This is a genomic window from uncultured Chloroflexus sp. (assembly GCF_937129525.1).
Taxonomy (GTDB): domain Bacteria; phylum Chloroflexota; class Chloroflexia; order Chloroflexales; family Chloroflexaceae; genus Chloroflexus.
Window position 1 is genome coordinate 46785 of the sequence record NZ_CAKZNK010000057.1, and the last position, 17963, is coordinate 64747.

6 protein-coding genes and 2 tRNA genes are annotated in these 17963 nt (G+C 59.4%); 5 read left to right on the forward strand and 3 right to left on the reverse strand.

Annotated elements, in window-relative coordinates; all coding sequences use genetic code 11:
• Positions 1 to 3 precede the first annotated feature (3 nt).
• Positions 4 to 1218: a glycosyltransferase family 4 protein gene (locus Q0650_RS06445; protein ID WP_298817084.1), complete on the forward strand. Its 1215-nt coding sequence runs from the start codon at positions 4 to 6 to the stop codon at positions 1216 to 1218.
• Between the two features lie 118 nt (positions 1219 to 1336).
• Here Q0650_RS06445 and Q0650_RS06450 read toward each other — a convergent pair whose 3' ends face one another.
• Entirely contained in the window at positions 1337 to 1777 is a 441-nt protein-coding gene (locus tag Q0650_RS06450) for a hypothetical protein (RefSeq protein WP_298817086.1), read from the reverse strand.
• Between the two features lie 270 nt (positions 1778 to 2047).
• Positions 2048 to 2935: an endo alpha-1,4 polygalactosaminidase gene (locus Q0650_RS06455; RefSeq protein WP_298817087.1), complete on the reverse strand. Its 888-nt coding sequence runs from the start codon at positions 2933 to 2935 to the stop codon at positions 2048 to 2050.
• Between the two features lie 358 nt (positions 2936 to 3293).
• Between Q0650_RS06455 and Q0650_RS06460 the strand changes: the two genes are divergently transcribed.
• From Q0650_RS06460 to Q0650_RS06475, 4 genes are all read left to right on the forward strand, one after another.
• Positions 3294 to 14765, forward strand: coding sequence for a LamG-like jellyroll fold domain-containing protein (locus Q0650_RS06460; RefSeq protein ID WP_298817089.1), 11472 nt, complete (start codon positions 3294 to 3296; stop codon positions 14763 to 14765).
• 171 nt (positions 14766 to 14936) lie between these two features.
• Positions 14937 to 15012, forward strand: a tRNA-Ala gene (locus tag Q0650_RS06465).
• Between the two features lie 4 nt (positions 15013 to 15016).
• A tRNA-Ala gene (locus Q0650_RS06470) sits at positions 15017 to 15092 on the forward strand.
• Between the two features lie 104 nt (positions 15093 to 15196).
• Positions 15197 to 16078 carry an isoaspartyl peptidase/L-asparaginase family protein gene (locus Q0650_RS06475; RefSeq protein ID WP_298817095.1) on the forward strand — a complete coding sequence of 294 codons (882 nt, stop codon included), beginning with the start codon at positions 15197 to 15199 and terminating at the stop codon, positions 16076 to 16078.
• Here Q0650_RS06475 and Q0650_RS06480 read toward each other — a convergent pair.
• A complete protein-coding gene (locus Q0650_RS06480; protein WP_298817091.1) occupies positions 16039 to 17793 on the reverse strand; it encodes a collagenase in 1755 nt (584 codons plus the stop codon). The two genes, Q0650_RS06475 and Q0650_RS06480, sit on opposite strands and share 40 nt — an antisense overlap.
• Positions 17794 to 17963: the final 170 nt, after the last annotated feature.

Genomic DNA, 17963 nt, shown 5'->3' on the forward strand with positions numbered 1-17963 from the left:
ATTATGCGCATCCTTATCATCGGTCTCGGTGGTGTAAGCCGACACTTTCGCAACTGGCCTGAACGCGCGCTGGGGCAGGCGCTGGTAGCTGCCGGCCACGATGTCATGGCGCTGACCTACTGGCAACCCGATCAACCGCATCTCGGCCTGACCGAGCGGAGCGAAGTGATCGACGGCATTCACGTCCGGCGAGTACGACCTCAGCTCTGGCCGGGGCGCGAGACGATTGCAACGCTGTCATCATGGCCGCTACCCGACGTGGCTCATGTTATCCATCCGCGCAATGTGCTGGCCCTGCAAGCGGTACGCTGGTTGCGTCGGCGCGGGGTGCCGGTGGTGTGGACGTGGCTCGGCCCCTATCACGACCGCTGGCTGGTCGATGATCGTGAACGACCTTACGAGTCGCGCGCGCGTCCGGAAAAGTTGATCTACTCGTTGCCGCAACTGATCGGGCGCGGTCTACGCGATGGACGCTGGCGCGATCACTGGCGCAACTATGCCATTCATCATCCGTTGCGCGAAGTGACCGAGTTCATTCCCTGTTCGCAACACGAAGCGGAAGTCTTACGGTCGCTCGGATTTCGTCAACCGATGACAGTAGTGCCTCTCTGGCTCGACATGGCGTTCATGGAAGGGCCGGCGCCACCGCTTGAGTGGTCGTTCACGCCGCCGATCATTCCCTATATCGGCCAGTTGACGCCACGGAAAGGTTATGATCTGCTGGTATCGGCGATGCCGGCGATCATTGCTCGCTATCCACAAGCCAGTTTTGTCTTTGTTACCCATAACCCGGCGCAGCGGGCCGAACTGCAACGACTGGCCGGCGAGCTAGGCGTGACTGCCAATCTCCATTTCCTCGGCACATTGAGTGAAGAGCAAAAACTGGCGTTGCTGCGAGCGAGCGCAGTATTACCCTTTCCTTCGCGGTATGAGGGCTTCGGTCTGCCGGTATTGGAAGGGATGGCGGTAGGAGTGCCGGTCGTCAGCACCAATATTCCGGTGATCAATGAGCTGATCTGTGATGGCGAAGATGGCTTACTGGTGCCGTACAACGACGCAGCGGCGCTGGCCCAGGCCATATTGCGCCTGCTTGACGATCAGGCCCTGCGCAGCCGGATCATTGCCGGTGGTTGGCGAGCCATTGCTGAACGATTTGCGCCGCAGCGGCTGGTCGAACAGGTGATAAGCGTCTATCGGCGCGTGGCGCGTCGCATTTAGCGCCTGGCGTGTCACGCATAGCCGTCACTGCATCGACACGACCGCGAGCTGTTGCAACCGACGCAACTGCGCTCAACAACATGCCTGTAAAGTTGGGCTGGTAGCGGCAGTTACCACGCTATCCATTTAACATCTTTAATATCACGCCTTCGAATTCATCGCATTCGGTTACCAGTGCTTGCACCAGGGCAGCAAAGTAATTGCTATCGATGAGCTGCATCTCGGCATTATGCATACACGAGTAAACCTGTTTACCACCTATTTCCTCAATACACCAAAAACCTAACTTCTTCTGTGAACTTCGCTTCAATAACAGGGTCGAAATATAGTGAGGTATTGCATCGATAGTATCAAAACCGAACATGCTTGGCACAGAGAACTCAAGCGTCGTTTCGTACTTTATAATGTACAGCGTTTGGCTCCTGCCAGACTGCATGGTAAACCTGAGCACAGCCCTGCGATCATTCAGGTCGTGGATCCGCCATCCATGTTCGTCACAATAGCGCTGGATCGTTAAACGGAAGTTAGCGCCGGCAAAAAGTTGCATGAGACTTGCCACGTGATCACTCCCTTGCTGAAAATTGCGAATATCGTCCCTGCTTGCCGATCACCGGGTCGAATGTACTGCCATTCTCAGGCCGGTTTCGTTGTTTGTTCCACAACACTTTCTCGAAGAGACGATCTGCGGTGTGTGGTGAACCACTCTTTAGCAGAGTGACGGGAGTAACGTGGGAAAGTATTATGGCAACCATATTGCTCGACGCGGAGAATGCAGACAAAGTATAGCAATGACGAGAAGGCTTTGTCAAGGAAAATGATCAAACTATAATCATCGCGATTCTGGCAACCATGCATGGCAATCAGTTCGATAGGCATCAAGCTCGCGATGTTTGCGCAGCGCATTCAGGTTCATCTGCAACGCTTGCGCACAGAATGCCGATGGATCAAGTTCATATTCAATAACGAACACAGGTTTGCCCGCCTTTACAAAGGGTAATAGTAACTCGCACTCCGCATAAGAAAAGCACTCTTCATTGATAATCCAGTCAAAATAAGGTAGCAGATCGGTGATCTGTTCGAGATCATTCTTCAAGCCGATCAGCAATCCGCGCTCATGGGCGGCTTCTGCCAGAAAGATGTTGTAAGACAGTTGATCTTCGGCAGTTAACAAAAATCCTGTGTCATTTTTGTATCCATCTACATTATCGGGATCAACGCCATCACAACCCTTACTCACGGCCAGATCGAGTCGCGCTTGCATAATCGGCTTTAATGCCTCGATGTGTCGGATGTCCAGCCATCGTTCACCTGGCCATTCCGCCAGCTCTTTTCCCAAAACCTCCGGTGGAAACAGCATCGCATCAGGGCGCCAGTCCTCGCGCGAACCGGCGCTGAAATAGCACATGACGAAGATCTCGCGGCGGTGAAGCGCGGCAATTGTTTCGGCTGATGTCTCAAACAGGTCCAGATTGAAGACATCAACATCCAGGTCGAGCAAAAGATCGCCGCTGTACTGGATCTGCCAGCGCGCCTGGATTGGAAGCTGGCGTTGAGCGCGCGCTGGTGTTGTCGGGGACGGCATTGTCGAGACACAGCCGACGGGGCCGAGAACGGCGATCGTGACGATAACGAGCGCGAATCGCATTGAACTCCTCACAGTCAGTTTCGGGATGACAGGTAACGCGAGCCGTAGTAGCAAAAGCAGGCCGGCTTTCAACAGACAACGATTTCTCTTGCGCGGTCAGCATCATGCAACACGGACTGTAACGTTTTTGTAACGCTACATATAGTACGCTTGCTCACAAGGAATTCGTTGCCTCGATCATCGCGCGCCAGAAAGGAGTTCACTCTCGATCGATCATCGTTATGCTGGCGGGTGGAATGAACCATACTTCCTGCCAGGTTTGTAAAAGAGTGTATTTCAGCTTTCTCCGCCATGCTGGCAGATGCTCTGCGATCAGGCGCCGTGAAAAGCCGAAGAAACTCTCAGGAAGTCGCGCCCCATCATACCCGGTCATTTCGCTACAGTTTCGTCGCCTAACCAGTCATCGCCAGACATGTTGGAGGTTGCCACTATGCGTTTGCAACGCCGTTTCTTCCTCGTTCTTTCCATTGCGTTGATTGCGCTCTTCTTGCTGCTGATTGCAGCGCGTCTTTATCCGGTTGTCAATCCCGATCCCATTCGCGCCGCCTGGCAACGCGCCCTTAGCACCGGCACGTACCGGTTCGAGGCCACGGCAACGATTGTGACTGATCCGGTCACTTCGCCGGTCAATGCTGGCCGCCCGCCGGAAAGCCAGGAAATTTACCTGCAAGGCAAGGCAAATCTGCCGGAAGAGACTACCGAGCTGCGTTTGTGGACGCAGGGTGGGAATGTTATGACCGGCGAGGGCAGCGTGACTATGCGGATCACTGCCGGGCAAACGCTGCTTCGCCAGGGAGAGGGCGCCTGGGAAGAGTATAGTGGTCTCGGCGATCTCTACGCTCCTGGTGGTGATGCGCTGGGGTATTTGAATGCGGCGCGCGATGTGCAGTTGCTGGGCACGCAGGAGGTAGATGGTCGCCTGGTCACGCGCTACGCTTTCCAGCTTGATGGAGTTGCGCTCGAACGCTATCTGCGCGAGCGTCAGCAGGCAGCCTTGCAACAGGCCAATCGGTTGCCCCCCGGCGTCGAGTTGCGTCCCACCGAGGAATATACGCGCTTGCGGGGCGCGGGCGAAGTGTGGGTGAATGATAGCGGGTTGCCGGTGCGCCAAATCTTGCATCTGAATATGCCGGCCAGTGGCGACCAACCGGCCAGCCGCGCTCAGTTGATGATGGATTTTGCCGGATTTGGCCCTTTGCCGCCGGGTGAGTTGCCGTTGTTCTGGCAACAGTGGCTCGTATCATTGCAGGCGATGAGCGACGTGGTGTTGCCGTTTGCGATTGCATTGGTAGCCGGATTGAGCGCAACTCTTCTTCTGATCCGCTGGCGAGGTTCGCGGCGATTAGCCAATATGCTGGCTGCGGCGCTGATTGTGGCGCTGGTTGGCGGCCCCTTGCTCTCGGCGCAGCGTGTTCATGCGATGCAGGTTGAAGTGGCCGGGCAGATTGCGCAGCAGCGACAGGCACAGGAAGCGCTGGAGCGCGCGCAATCGAGCGAAGTGGAGTTGCCGCCTGGAGTGGCGTCGGCGCGATTGATCGCCGATGTGCTGCTGAGCGAGGCGCGCGGCGCTGCGACGACCGACACCGATAGCGATGGCTTGAGTGACGCTCAGGAAGCTTTACTCGGCACGAATGCGCAAGTTGCCGGCGATGGCCCGGCGCGCCTGGCCGCGCTCAACGTTCAGGCCGCCTCCGCGTTGGGCAGCGCGCCGGCAACGCTGGTCGAAGATAGTCGCGATAGCGACGGCGATGGTCTGACCGACTTTCAGGAGCAGTTTCTCGGCACAAACCGTCTCGAGAGCGACACCGATAGTGACGGTTTGAGCGATTTCGCCGAGGCGGTTGGTTTTGCTTACAACGGACGCGACTGGCAGCTCGATCCACTTGCCCAGGATACAAACCGCGATGGCGTGCTGGATAGTCTTGAAGTTATCCGCGTTGGCAATGCGCTGCAAGCGCGCGATACCGACAGCGATGGCACGCCTAACGCTTTTGACTACGACGACGATAACGATGGTGTACCAGATCGGCTCGATCTCTCGCCGTTAACTCATTCTATCAACCAGTCGGCTTTCAACGGCGACCGCGCTTTGTGGCTCAAGTTCGATAATCTGGCCACGAACCGGCTGGTAGCAGTTGATATTCAGGTGCGTCCGCAGAACCCCGTTCAGCTCTGGTATGCACAGAGCCGCTTCGATTGGCCGCATGATGGCGCCGGGCAGGTACAGGATCGCAATTACAGCACCGACGACATCCAAATCTTGCCTTTATTGGAAATCACGATCCCGGCCAATTCGTTCGCTACCCTGCCACCTTACACCAACAACGGCAATGGCAATCTCTCGTCGCCGCTACTGAGCGCGCAGGGGATCACGATTCGCCAGTCTGATGCCAGCACGATTGTGGCATATGTGCCGCTCAGTCTGGTTACCGATAACCAGACCGGTCAGCGCGTGGCGTTTTCGGGTCGCATGCTCTACCAGGGCGCGCCGGCGTGGGGCAACGCGCATCGGGCGCGATTGGTGTGGGCAGTGCAGATGAAGAATGATGTGGATGGCTTCGATCAGCCGGGTGTGATTCATGTTTACGACCGCGAACCGTGGTTTCTCACCGGCATTCAGGTGCGCGAAGAGCACGGCGTAAGCGGCATGTTGCTGGCAGCCGATCCGCAGGCGCAGGGCAACGCAGTGTTGCGCGACGATGCGCTCTTGGGGTTGATTAACGGTCTCAACCAGAGCTTTATGCGCGCGCGGGCCGATCTGTCGCCGGCAACGCTTGCCAGCCGTTTCCATCGCCTGAGCAACGGCAGTGTCTCGGCAGAGCAACGTTGGGGCTTGCCCAATATCTTTCTGACCAGCGCCTACACCCGCAGCGATACGCTGAGTCTGGCGCGCGATGCCGCGACACTCAATCGCAATCTGCTGTTGCAGATACCGGCCTGGGATCAGCCGTTAATCCTGCATGCGCGCAGTGAGACCTTCCGCGCGCTGAATATGGATAGTCTGGGTAGCGGTAATGCGTGGTGGTCAGATACCGTCTTGACGATGAATCTGGCCTGGAGCGGGCAGGATGCGGTGTTGTTGCAGACTGCCAACTATCTCAGTCTGACCGGCTACGAATATAGCGGCGGCGATTGGCGCGCGCTGTCGCCGACACAGACGATTCAGCGGTTTATTGACCGCCATAACGCACAGGCCAGTTCTGACGTTGAGACTCGCGAAGGACAACTGGTTGTCTTGCGCAATTATCTGGCAGTATTGATTCAGGGCGTGATGGCGCTGGTGGCAAATGGCGAGCAGCGGCCAATGGCCGGTTTTGCCAGCCCCGATGCGTCGTTGGCCCAAATCAACACCGCGCTGGCAACGCAAGGAGACGGCGCGCTCAAGCACGCGATTGCCGCGCTGGGATCGGCGCAAGGCTCTGATACCAACGCGGTGCTGAAAATGATCGGTGGCGTAGTCAAGTCGCTGGGAATCAGCACAGTTCGCGGCGCTGCGGCGGCATGGGCTGTTTCAAGCCGGTTCATGACCAGCTTTAAAGCCAAAGCCGGCGACGCAATCCAGGGCGCGATAGTTGCCGCGCTGGTCACGGGTTTGATTCTGGCAGCGACGGCGCAACTCGGCCAGATTTCGCCTGAACTCAACCGTTGGTTGCTGAATGGTGGCATGGAACTGGTCGCTCACGTGACTTCATCGGTGGCGACAATAGTCAAGAATGGCATCGATCTGGCCTTGATTGCCAAATTTGGCTTGCAGAAGATTACGGCTGCTTCGGCTGCGCTCACGATCTTTGTTGGTGGTGTGCTGGTGGTGGCGACAATCGGCCTCGCAATCTATGAAGCCGTCTCGAATCAGTTGTCGGGAGTGGCGCTGGCTCAACTGATTATTGCCACCGTTTTGCAAGTGGCGTGGATTGTCTTCCTCACTGCGTTGACGTTCATTCCCAAGGTCGGCTTTATCATCGTGGCCGTGATCACGATCATTGACGCTATTCTCTCAGTGTTCCTCTCGTTGATCTTGGGCCGGGCAACCTCCTTCTCTTCCTGGCTGTTTCAGCAGATTGCCCGGTTTGTAGTTGACGAGTCGCGGTATTTAACTGTTCGCCCGACTATTGGTAACACCAATCTCGGCCTGATTAATCCTGCCGCAGGCATGACCGCCTGGAATCCGCTGCGTTTCAGCGCAATCATCTACCCAAATCTGGCCTGGAATCCCAACCGGATCGGCAATCGCTGGTTTGGCAATCCCTGGAATGACTGGCAAGCGCGACAGCGCGTTTCAGGGGAGGCTTCACTGGCAACCTACGAGCAATATCTGGGTGTCTCACCCGGCTGGCCACCGATTCAGGGTGAGTATCCGCGCCACGTTGATTTCTCCTTCCCGGCAGGAATCAATCATTCAACGGCGCTGTGGATGAATACAGCGTTTAACCTGCCCTACAAGCGTTGTATCTTTCTCTGGTGTGGCGCCTATGATGATGTGCAACGCTACAATACCCGGTTAGCCGAGAGCGTAGTGTTTGATGTCTTCCCGGCGACACTTGATGAATTCACGCGCATGAATTGGGGTGGCAATGTGCCATTCCCGGCATTGCCTGACGCTGACTTTGATGGCTTGCGGCGCGAAGCCGATCCAAATGATGGCGCCTGGGATAGTGACGGTGATGGGTTGAGTGACGCCTTTGAGACGCAGCGCGCTAACGAGGGGATGCGTTTCAACCCGCGCGTGGCTGATACCGATGGCGATGGTTTGAATGATCTGGCCGAAGCGCGTTGGGGAACTGATCCCACCCGCGTCGATACCGATGGCGATGGTTTGAGCGACGCGCAAGAGATCAACGGTCAGTTGGTTACAGTCAGCGGCAGATCGCTGCTGATCCGCACCAGTCCGTTAGCAGCCGACTCGCGTGGCGATGGCGCTTCGGATGCGGTTTGGCTCAATCAGGGTGGTTCGGTCGCGATCCGGTCGCGCGTTGGCGACTGGCCGTTGAGTGCCACGTTTGCTGACGTGGCCGGCGGAGTCGCCTTCGGTTGTCCGGCTGGCGTTTGTCCTACTGCCGGCGTAACGCTGGCGGGGCGAACCGGCACCCGCTTCGATGGCAACCAGTTTTTGGTGATCAGTGATGAGCGCTTCCGCATGGCGGAAGAGATGACATTTGCGGTCTGGATCTATCCTACCGCCAATGTAAACGGCATCTTGATCAATCGCGAAGGTGAGTATGAAATTGCTCGCTTCCCCGATGGCACAATCCAGTGGGCTTTTGCCAATGCCAATCCGGGTTGGGTCTGGATCAATACCGGCGCGATTGCGCCACTCAATCAGTGGACACACGTGGCGTTTACCTACAATCGCGGCACGATTACGACTTACCTGAATGGCAATCCGGCGCATACGTACTACGGGGCCGGCGCGATTGGCGATGTCGATTGGGGTCAGAACGAGTTGCGTCTGGGCGATCGCCAGTACGCCCCGCAGCGCTTCATCGGCGTGCTCGCTCAGGCCCGGTTGTTCAACCGCGCCCTGCCGCAAGCCGAAGTCGGGGCGCAGATGGCGCTGGCGGCAGTGGCCGAAGCCGCACCGTCTAGCGCGCCGACAACCATGGTTTCGCCGCAGGCGCCAATTGGTGTCTTCCCAACGGTCAGCGATGACAATCTTGTTGTCCATCCCGGTCAGTCATTGACGTATACGGTAACGCTGCGCTACCTTCCTCCGGATGGCCGTCCGTTGCGGGGCGCGGTCTGGGTAAACACTCCCCGCGCCAGCCTGCCGGCGCAGTCGTTTGAGTTGCTGCCAGGACAAGAGCAGAGCATTGTCACCAATCTGACGGTGCCCGCAGACGCGCCCGAAGGCCCATTCGTGCTTGACGCAGTTGCGCAGTATAGTGTAGGTGGTAACCAGACGGCGCGCTGGTTGGAACCAGCTTTTGTGGAGCAAACCGGGGCTGCCGTTAGCGCAGCGGCGGTAGCAGCCTCGCCAGGCGCAGCCGCGCCATACGCGCTGGTAACGGCGAGTGGCGGCCAGGTCAGGTTTGTTGCCGCCCAGCCCAACAATCTTCCGGCGCCAGTGAATGTTGGCGCCGGTACGCGACCGTCGGTTGCCTGTCTCAACGGCGCCTGCCTGGTGTCGTGGCAGAATGGCAGCGCGATCAATGCGGCGCGGATTGCCGGTAGTTCGGCTGCGGCGCCGATCAATCTCGGCAACGGTGTCGCGCCGGCAGTTGCCAGCAATGGCGCCGATTTTGTGGTGGCCTGGATCGATAATGGTGTCTTGCGCGCTCAGCGCATCACTGCTGGCGGCGCGCTGAGCGGTTCGCAGCTCACGCTGGATAGCAATATGCAGGCCGGTAGCGCGGTAGCGGCAGTGGCAGCGGGCGAGACATACGTTGTCGCTTACGAGCGTGGCGCGGCGTCGCAACGCGACATCTGGCTAACACGGATCGACAGTGTTGGGGCAAGCGCGCCAACTCAACTCACAGCCACGTCTGACGATGAAACGCTGCCCGCGCTAGCCCATAGCGCAGCCTTCGGACGAACCCTGGCCGTCTATGCGCGCAACGGTTCGGTGGTCGGTCGGCTCCTGGCTGGGACGACTGTGTTTGACGAGGCGATGCTACTCTCAGATGGGAATGCAGCGTTGACCCGTCCGGTGGTGGCGGCGGCTGCCGATCACTTTGTCGTCGCCGCCGGCGCGCGGATCGACAATCGCGCGCATCTGATCTATCAGGCTATTGATGGTCAAAATCGCTTGCTCGGCGCGCCGCAACGCTTTGCCTGGTTGAGCGACGCGCCTGCCGGCCTGCTCCCGGCGCTGGCATGCGCCACCGGCCAGCCGTGCGTGATTGCGCCGGCAGGGCTGAGCGATGGGGGCGCGCAGATCGGCGCGCTGCAAGCGCAGCTTGTTGGCGAAGAGGCTAATCTGCTCGATAGCGGCACCCTGCCAACGCCGTTGCGACTGATAGTTGACAACACGCCACCGGTAGCCAGCATCGTTTCGCTCACCAGTGGCAGTTATGTGCCGGCAGTCAACGCCAGTAGCGGCCTGGTTGTCAGTGGAGTGATTACCGACACCAATCCGGTGGAACAGGTTGAAATCAGTCTCAATGGCGGCGCCTGGCAGGAAGTATCACCCGGCGCAACGTGGGCAACCACGATCGATATGGGCAGTCTGCCTGAAGGTTCGCACACATTGCGTGTCCGCGCTCGTGATGCCGCCGGCAATCAGGGAGTGCCGAGCGCGCCGGTCACCTTCTTGCTCGATCGCACTCCGCCGACGTTGACGTTAACGCCGGATGTTCCGATGGCGATCGCCCGACCTGCGCTCGACGCGCGCGGCGGCTGGATCTTCCCGCTGGCGGGTAGTTTGAGTGACGCGGCGAGCGGTAGCTCGCAGCTCACGCTGGAATTGTTGCCGGCCAGCGCCGATGCAGTAACCAGTCTGGCGCAAGAGGTGACGGCCAGTGGTGGCGCATGGCAGCACAATTACCGTCTGACTACCGGCGGTGGGGTTGATGGCAGGGTGACGCCACCGACCGGCGTCTACACCGTCACGCTCCGCGCTGCCGATCTAGCCGGTAACGCGCAGACCATTGAACGACCAACCCTGCTGCGTCTCGATGCAACCCCGCCAACGCTGGCGATGACTTCTGATCCGGGTGAACGCATCACCACGACGCTGGCGCTGACCGGTCTTGTTACCGATACCGGCTCAGTGGCGAGTGGCGTACAAACCGTTGAAGCTGTCTGGTTGCCGCTCGAACAGGCCGATGCGCTGGATGGGGCAGCAGTGCGCTTGCAGTTTGAAGAACCGATTGGAAGCGAGGCGTTTGCCAATGCAGTTGATGCGGCTTTGATCGCATCGTGTAGCGGCGCAACCTGTCCGCAGGTAGTGACTGATGGGCGTATCGGGCAGGGCCTGCAAATGAACAATACCCAGACCCTGGTCATTGCCGATTGGTCTGGCGACCTCAGCGGCTTTGGTGTGGCAGCCTGGATCAACGGCACGCAGCGTATCTTTGAACGAGGCCAGGCTGGTCAGCCCGGTTACTTCGAGCTGACTACCACCAGCGCGCAGTTGCGTGGCAATAGCGGCGCGTGCGCAGTCTCGTTTACGCTCACCGGCGCCGGCTGGCAACACGTAGCGGCTACATATGATGGCGCGGCGCTGACCGTTTATGACGATGGCGTTGTGGCGGCGACAACGCCGTGCGCGGCTGGCGGATTGCCCGCTGCCGATAGTCGGCTAGGTGGCTTTACCGGCCAGCTCGACGAAATGTATCTGTACGACTACGCTCTTGCGGCAGATGAAGTGAGCTATCTGCGCGCGGCGGCTGATCGCGTCTGGCAAAGTGTCGCTCTGGCTACGCCTGGCGTGGCTTCCAGCGCATGGAATCTGCCGGTATCAGGATCTCTCGATGGGATGTATGCCCTGGCAATGCGCGCAACTGACGCGCTCGGCAATCGCGCGCTGGATCGCGATGGCCTGATCGTCTGGCGCGGTATGGTCGATCTGCGGGGGCCGCAGGTCACGGTGACGGTAGCGCAGCAGGGGAGCGGCGCGCTTGCTCGCACGACGATCACCTGCCAGATTCGCGACATCAACCTTGCCAGCGAAACGGTGAACTGTCCAACGCCTGGCGGCACCATTCTTGAGCAGAACGACGAGCTGGTTTACTATCAGCCTCCGGCCTGGCGACGGCTTGGCGACGAACTAAACTTGCTCTACGGGCGCGATGTGACCTACATCGTGAATGGGCACATAACCTATAGCGGCACGGCAACCGCTGAGGATACACTTGGGCGCAACGGCAGCGGCACGCCGCAATCAATCACGCCACCCGCATCGGCGCTCGATCTGCTCTTGACTTCACCGGTCGGTAATGTTCACACGACCCTTGCCGCGATCTCGATAGCAGGCAATGCGCGAGCGGATAACGGATTGAGTCGAGTGCGCGTTCTGATAGATGGCGGCCAGATCTTCGAACAGAACTGGGCAGGTGATGCCACCGGCTCCTTCAGCGCAACCTGGACACCGCCGGCTGAGGGACGCTACGCGCTCGAAGTGCAGCTCACCGATCAGAACAATCGTCTCGTCACGCGCGCGATCACCCTGTTCGTTGATACGGCTGCGCCAACTGCCATCGGCTTTGCCACTCCGGTGGTAACCACTGCCAATACATTGAGCGATACGCTGGCCTTGCCCGTTCAGGTGTCAGATACCGGCGTTATCACCAGTGTGCAGGCATCATTCGACGGCAGTACCTGGATTGCCGCAACGCCCGATCCCGCCATCGGCGGACGCTGGTGGGTACCGATTATTGACCCGCCCAGCGATCCTGACAACTGGTCATTCACGATGGATCTGCGCGCTACTGACGCAGCCGGGCGAACGATTAGCGCTGATGATCAGCCGATGACAGTAGACGTAACGCCACCGGCAGCGCAAACCGTAACATTGCGAGTTATCGGCGGCGGAACATTGAGCGAAGGCGACATTGTGCGCGACAGCGGCGCCGGTTTGCGGATGGAGTGGGCAGCCGGAAGCGATAATGCCAACCCGGTGACCTTCCGCGCCGGTTGGAGCGTTGAGCGTGAACCGAATCTGGCTACGTTAACGCCGTACAGCGCCGGCGCGGGGAGCCACGATCTGCCAGCTCCGCCCGAAGGAAGCATTCTCTACGCCCATCTCGCGCAAGAGGATGCAAATGGTAATCTGCGCATCCAAACCTTTGGCCCGATCATCTACGATACCGCGTTGACGCCTGACGCTATTTCGCAAACGGGTCAAACCGCGCCGGAACGGGCGATTGCTACAGGTTGGATCAATGGCGCATGCGCCTTGATTGGACAGAACAGCGCGCTGGCCCGTCGGGCGAGCGAGCTGGCCGCGACGCATGCGGTGCAACGGCTCTACGCCGGTTGGGATGATCGCGCAATGCGACTGGCCTGGCAGGGCGCAATCTGGGGCGTGAGCGAGGATCTCTATATCTATCTCGACACTGCTACCGGCGGCGCTGGTGCTGTCTACACTCAGGGTATGCCTGCCGGTCAGCCTGACCTGCGGTTGCCGACCGGATTTGCGCCCGATTATCTGCTGCGGGTTGACGATCTCCAGAACATCAGCTTGCTGCACTGGAACGGCTCAAACTGGGTTGCGGTGAGCGGCTCGTGGCAGGCGTGGAGCGATGCGGCTCAACCTGATTTGTTTGAAGCTTATCTACCGTTTGCAACGCTGAACATTGTCAATCCGGCCAGTACACCGATGCGTCTCGTTGCCTATGCCACTGAAGAGGACAGTCTGCGCACCTGGGCCGTAATGCCGGCCAACAATCCGCTCACCAGTCCAAAGGTGCTCAACAGCCGCAGCAGTGAAGAGATTGAGAACCAGGTCACGTTAACCAACGTGATCGCATGGGATGATCTGGGCAATGGAGTTTGCCCTGGCGCGGGACAGGTTGTTGCCGATGTGCGCTTCAGGATCACGTCCACGCCACCCGGATCGATCTACTCGATCTTTACCGATGAGCTGATCGACGAGCAAGGGCAGTTGCTTGACGAGTCAAATCATGTGGGCAGCATCGGGTTGACGGAAATCGACAACCTGCACCCGCCGTTGTTCGAAGGCCAGGTGATCACCTACACGATCCACTATGAAAATGTGGGTGAAGCGCCGGCGGAAAATGTGCGGGCATGGATTGTCAACTGGGGCGCGCTGCGCCTGCCGGATGGCAATCGCGTTGAGGTCAACGGTATACCCTATTACGAACAGTTTTTGAACCTGGGCACGATTGCGCCGAATACCAGTGGAACGGCGACGTTTGTCGGCATTGTCGATCGCCAGATTGCGCGCGAGGCGGGTGAGGATGAAGAATGGGCCACGGCGGACATCTCATTCCACGATGACTCAACCGGCCTTGATTACGCACTTGACTGGTTCTTCACCGATCATCCGGTTGACATCGAACCGCCGGTGTACGTGGCGATGAACGATCCAACCTCCTACGTAAAAACCGGCATCGTCACGGTTATCGGGGAAGCGTGGGACGAGTCGGATGTGCCGCAGATTGAACTCGAAGTGAAAGTGGGCACGGGTGCGCCCGCGATCACGCTATGCACCGATCCGACGCCAGACGATGGCGAATGGCAATGTGAAGTCAACATTGGCGCGCCGGCTGATGGAACGTCGGTCAGACTGCGCGCCCGCGCTACTGACGCTGGTGGTCAGACGAGCGATTGGAGTGATCCGGTCGATCTAGTCGTGGATGCGAATGCGCCGCAACTGATCTTGAGCGATGCCAGTGTTGCGCGCATGGGGATGGGTTCGGTCAGTGTTGGAACGGTGCAGCTTGACGGTCGCGTGCAGGATGAACGTTACGCTTTGGCCGTTGAGATCTGCGTCAATCAGAACGACGGTCGCGGTTTCCAGTGTGAAGAAGTGGCGGTTGATGAGAATGGCAACTGGAGCTATGCCCTGCCGGTTCGCGAGGGAGTGGCTGAGGCCGAACAGCAACTCCGTATAACACCCATCGATCTGGCCGGTAATCGCGGTCTGGCCCGGCAATTCACCTATGTGATCGATACGGTGGCTCCAACCGTTACGGCGGGATTGCTGGCGTCGTTGCAATCGACCCCGACCATTCTGGCCAACAGCGTCGTGATTGGTGGGACGTATGCCGACGCTGTTGGAGTGACTGGCATCACCGTGCGGGTTGAGCGCCCTGATGGGCTGGTTGAAAACGGCGCTGCCGATCTGCAAGGTGGGCAGTGGCAGTATGTCGTGCCGCTGGCTGCGCAAGGCCCCTATCGCATCTACGTTACAGCTCGTGACGCAGCCGGCAATACCCGCGCAATTGGGCCACTGGTGGTGAACGGAGCTTTCCGCACTTACTTGCCAACTATTTTCCGGTGACCGTGTAGATTCGGCGCCAATGAGGTCACATTGACTGCGGCAATTACGCGCCGCAGTCAATGTGACTCAACCGCGCTCTTGTGCCAGGTTGCAGTTGTGGCGCAAGGTTTCTATACAGCAAAAGTCGTTTGACATCCGCTGCCGGTCGTGGTAAGATAACACGGCGTGAGCGGGGGTGTAGCTCAGTTGGAAGAGCGCGACAATCGCACTGTCGAGGTCAGGGGTTCGAATCCCCTCACCTCCACCAGCTCGGGGCCATAGCTCAGTTGGAAGAGCGCAACACTGGCAGTGTTGAGGTCAGGGGTTCGAATCCCCTTGGCTCCACCAGGTACCAGCCGCCGCCATTATGGCGGCGGTTTTGTTTTCGCGCAGATGCGACGCCGTAGCTGTGAGGCTGATAGGGAAGGTGAACTGTGGCAACCGATTCATTGATGGCATTCATCGTGCATGGTGGAGCGTGGGCGATTCCTGATGACCAGGTGGCGGCGCATGTGGCCGGCTGCGAAGCGGCCCGCGCCGCCGGCTGGCAATCTCTGCAAGCTGGCGGTAGCGCGCTCGATGCGGTTGAAGCTGCCGTCCGGGTGATGGAAGACAATCCAATCTTCGATGCCGGCACCGGCTCGGTGCTCACCAGCGCCGGAACAGTCGAACTCGATGCCGCGTTGATGGACGGCAAAACGTTGCGTTACGGCGCGGTTGCCGGCCTGCGCCGCATTCGCAATCCTATTACCCTGGCCCGTCATGTACTCACCGGCCCGGCAACGATGCTGGTTGGGCCAGGCGCCGAGGAGTTTGCTCTCGCTGCCGGGATGTCGCTGTGCGCCAACGAAGAGCTGATCGTTGAGCGCGAACGGCAACTGTGGCTGGAATGGAAAGCCGGCGGCGCTGTGCCACCGCCGCCATCTAGCGGGCATGACACTGTGGGCGCAATCGCGCTCGATCGGAATGGTGACCTGGTGGCGGCGAACTCCACCGGTGGCACACCCTTCAAGCTACCGGGAAGGGTTGGTGATACGCCGCTGATCGGCTGCGGCCTATACGCCACCTCGGTCGGCGCAGCAGTTTGCACCGGTTGGGGAGAGTCGATTACCCGGGTGGCGCTGGCCCGACGTGTCGTTGAGCTGCTCGAAGATGGGATGAGTCCGCAGGTGGCGGCTGAACGTGGGATCCATCTGCTTGCCGAACTGGTACCCGGCGGTCGGGGTGGAGTGATTGTGCTCACTCCAGCCGGTCAGGTTGGGCTGGCCTGGAATACGCCACGCATGGCTTACGCCTATGTTGATGGATCTGGCAATATGCGATCCGGGGTCTGACGCTCGCTTGTGTGAGCAGGTTGGGCGCACCAGCGCTCGATAGCGGCGTGCCAGTCAGTTTCAGCAGCATTCCAATCAGGCCAGCCGCCGAGCCGGGGCCAATCGTTGAAGCGGTACGTTTGATTGCGCCATGCGGCGATAAAAGTCTCGGCGGCTTCCGGTCGTTCGGTAAGGAGAAAATGCATCAGCGCCCAGGCTGCCGGGTAGTCGAAGCTGCCGTACTGGTCGTAACCATCACGGCGCGCGACCAAGTCGATTAGCGCCGGTTTGAGTGGCGCGGCGCAGATCGTGGCGAGATGGCGGGAATGTGGTTGCAGTGGCCCATCTGGTTGCGCTTGCGCGGTCAGGACTTCGGCGAAGCCTTCGTCGAACCAGCCTTTTGGTTCAGCGTGGTAGCCAGGAGTCAACCACGAACCAGGAAAGAGGTAGGCCGCTGTAACCGCGTGGGCCGTCTCGTGGCGAAGGGTCTCTTCCAGCGTATTGGCTGTCTGCCCGACGCCGCGCCGATAGCTGTAAAGAGTGCTCTGCTGCGCATCGTAGATGCCATCAGCATCAACAGTGAATGGGGTAAATGCGCGCATATAGTCGCGATAAGCGGCCTGGGACGGAAAGATGAGCACTCGCAGCGGGAGGTGTTCTTCGTCAGGGATCGGCGCAGCGCCTGCCGATCCCAGCAGCCGCCGGGCCTGTAGGTAAGCATCTTCGACCACGGTCAGTAGCGTAGCGCTACCGGCAGTGTCGGCAGGGCCGGCGCGGAGCAAGACGGTCGGCGTGGCAATTGTGATCGGGAGCGCCAGTTCTTCGTATGCTGACCGCAGAGCGTTCAAACGAGGCGCGGTGTTCCATTCACCGGCCAACCGATCGGCGGCGCGCGCTAGCGCCGCCTGCGCAGTCAATTCGGTTGGAGTGCTTTCAAGGAAGGTCAATAACGCTGAGCCGCGTGGATCTCCGCTATCGGCGGCTACCTGTAACGGTGGCGAAGCTGCGATAGCGGCAGCCACCAAACGCTGCCACTCTGCCCATTCACCCAGTTGATCGTCACGCAGGAAGCTAATCGCTTCGGCAGCCGCCGCGCGCACCCCAGGATCGTCACTGGCGAGCGCAGTGGCGATAAACTGCCGGGTCGCGTCGCCAGGCGGACCCCGTTCCAACGCAATCAACCGCGCGCGGGCGCGGGCAGCCCGGTAACGCAGTGCCGGCGCGTAACCATTGGCAAGCGCTACTCGTTCGAGCGCTGAGGCGGCAGCCCAGCTCGGGTAATAGATGCCGTCAAGGATCCAGACCGCGTCTTGCAGCAGAAAATTGTCGTGATCGCGGACGAGCAGGTTCAGCGCCGTAGTCTGAGTTGCAGCCTGCATCAGGTTCATAATCTCGCGCGCGCGAGTCGCCCTACCGCTCTCGGCCAAACGACCCAGAATACGCAAAGCATTGCGGCGAGTGCGCGCATCGAACGCTGGATCATTGGCAATGTCTAACAGCGCAACGACGTGTTCCCGGTCGACTCGTGGCCGTAGCGCCACTGCAATCTGTTCGGTGCAGTCATAGCCGGCCTGCGGCAACACATCCAGTAGCGCTCGAGCATGGGGATACGTCGGCTGCGGACAGGCAGGCACGCGAATCGGTGGTGGGTTGAGCGGCGCCACTGCCAGCGGCAGCCGCGATTCTGGCGAGATAAGCAAGATAACGGTGACGAGCGTAGCGATCAGGCGCTGCATTTGAAGGCCATGATTAGTTGCTGGCTGTTAACAACCCGGGTCACAGCGGAATGCCTTCATTATACCGTTTATCGACCGCAGAGCGCGCAGAGGGGCTATCGGCTATCGGCTATCGGCTATCGGCTATCGGCTATCGGCTATCGGCTATCGGCTATCGGCTATCGGCTATC

What these genes read in the sequence shown, in the direction of transcription:
- Q0650_RS06480 (WP_298817091.1), bottom strand. Translation starts at nt 17,793, where the DNA reads ATGCAGCGCCTGATCGCTACGCTCGTCACCGTTATCTTGCTTATCTCG.
- Q0650_RS06475 (WP_298817095.1), top strand. Translation starts at nt 15,197, where the DNA reads ATGGCATTCATCGTGCATGGTGGAGCGTGGGCGATTCCTGATGACCAG.
- Q0650_RS06445 (WP_298817084.1), top strand. Translation starts at nt 4, where the DNA reads ATGCGCATCCTTATCATCGGTCTCGGTGGTGTAAGCCGACACTTTCGC.
- Q0650_RS06460 (WP_298817089.1), top strand. Translation starts at nt 3,294, where the DNA reads ATGCGTTTGCAACGCCGTTTCTTCCTCGTTCTTTCCATTGCGTTGATT.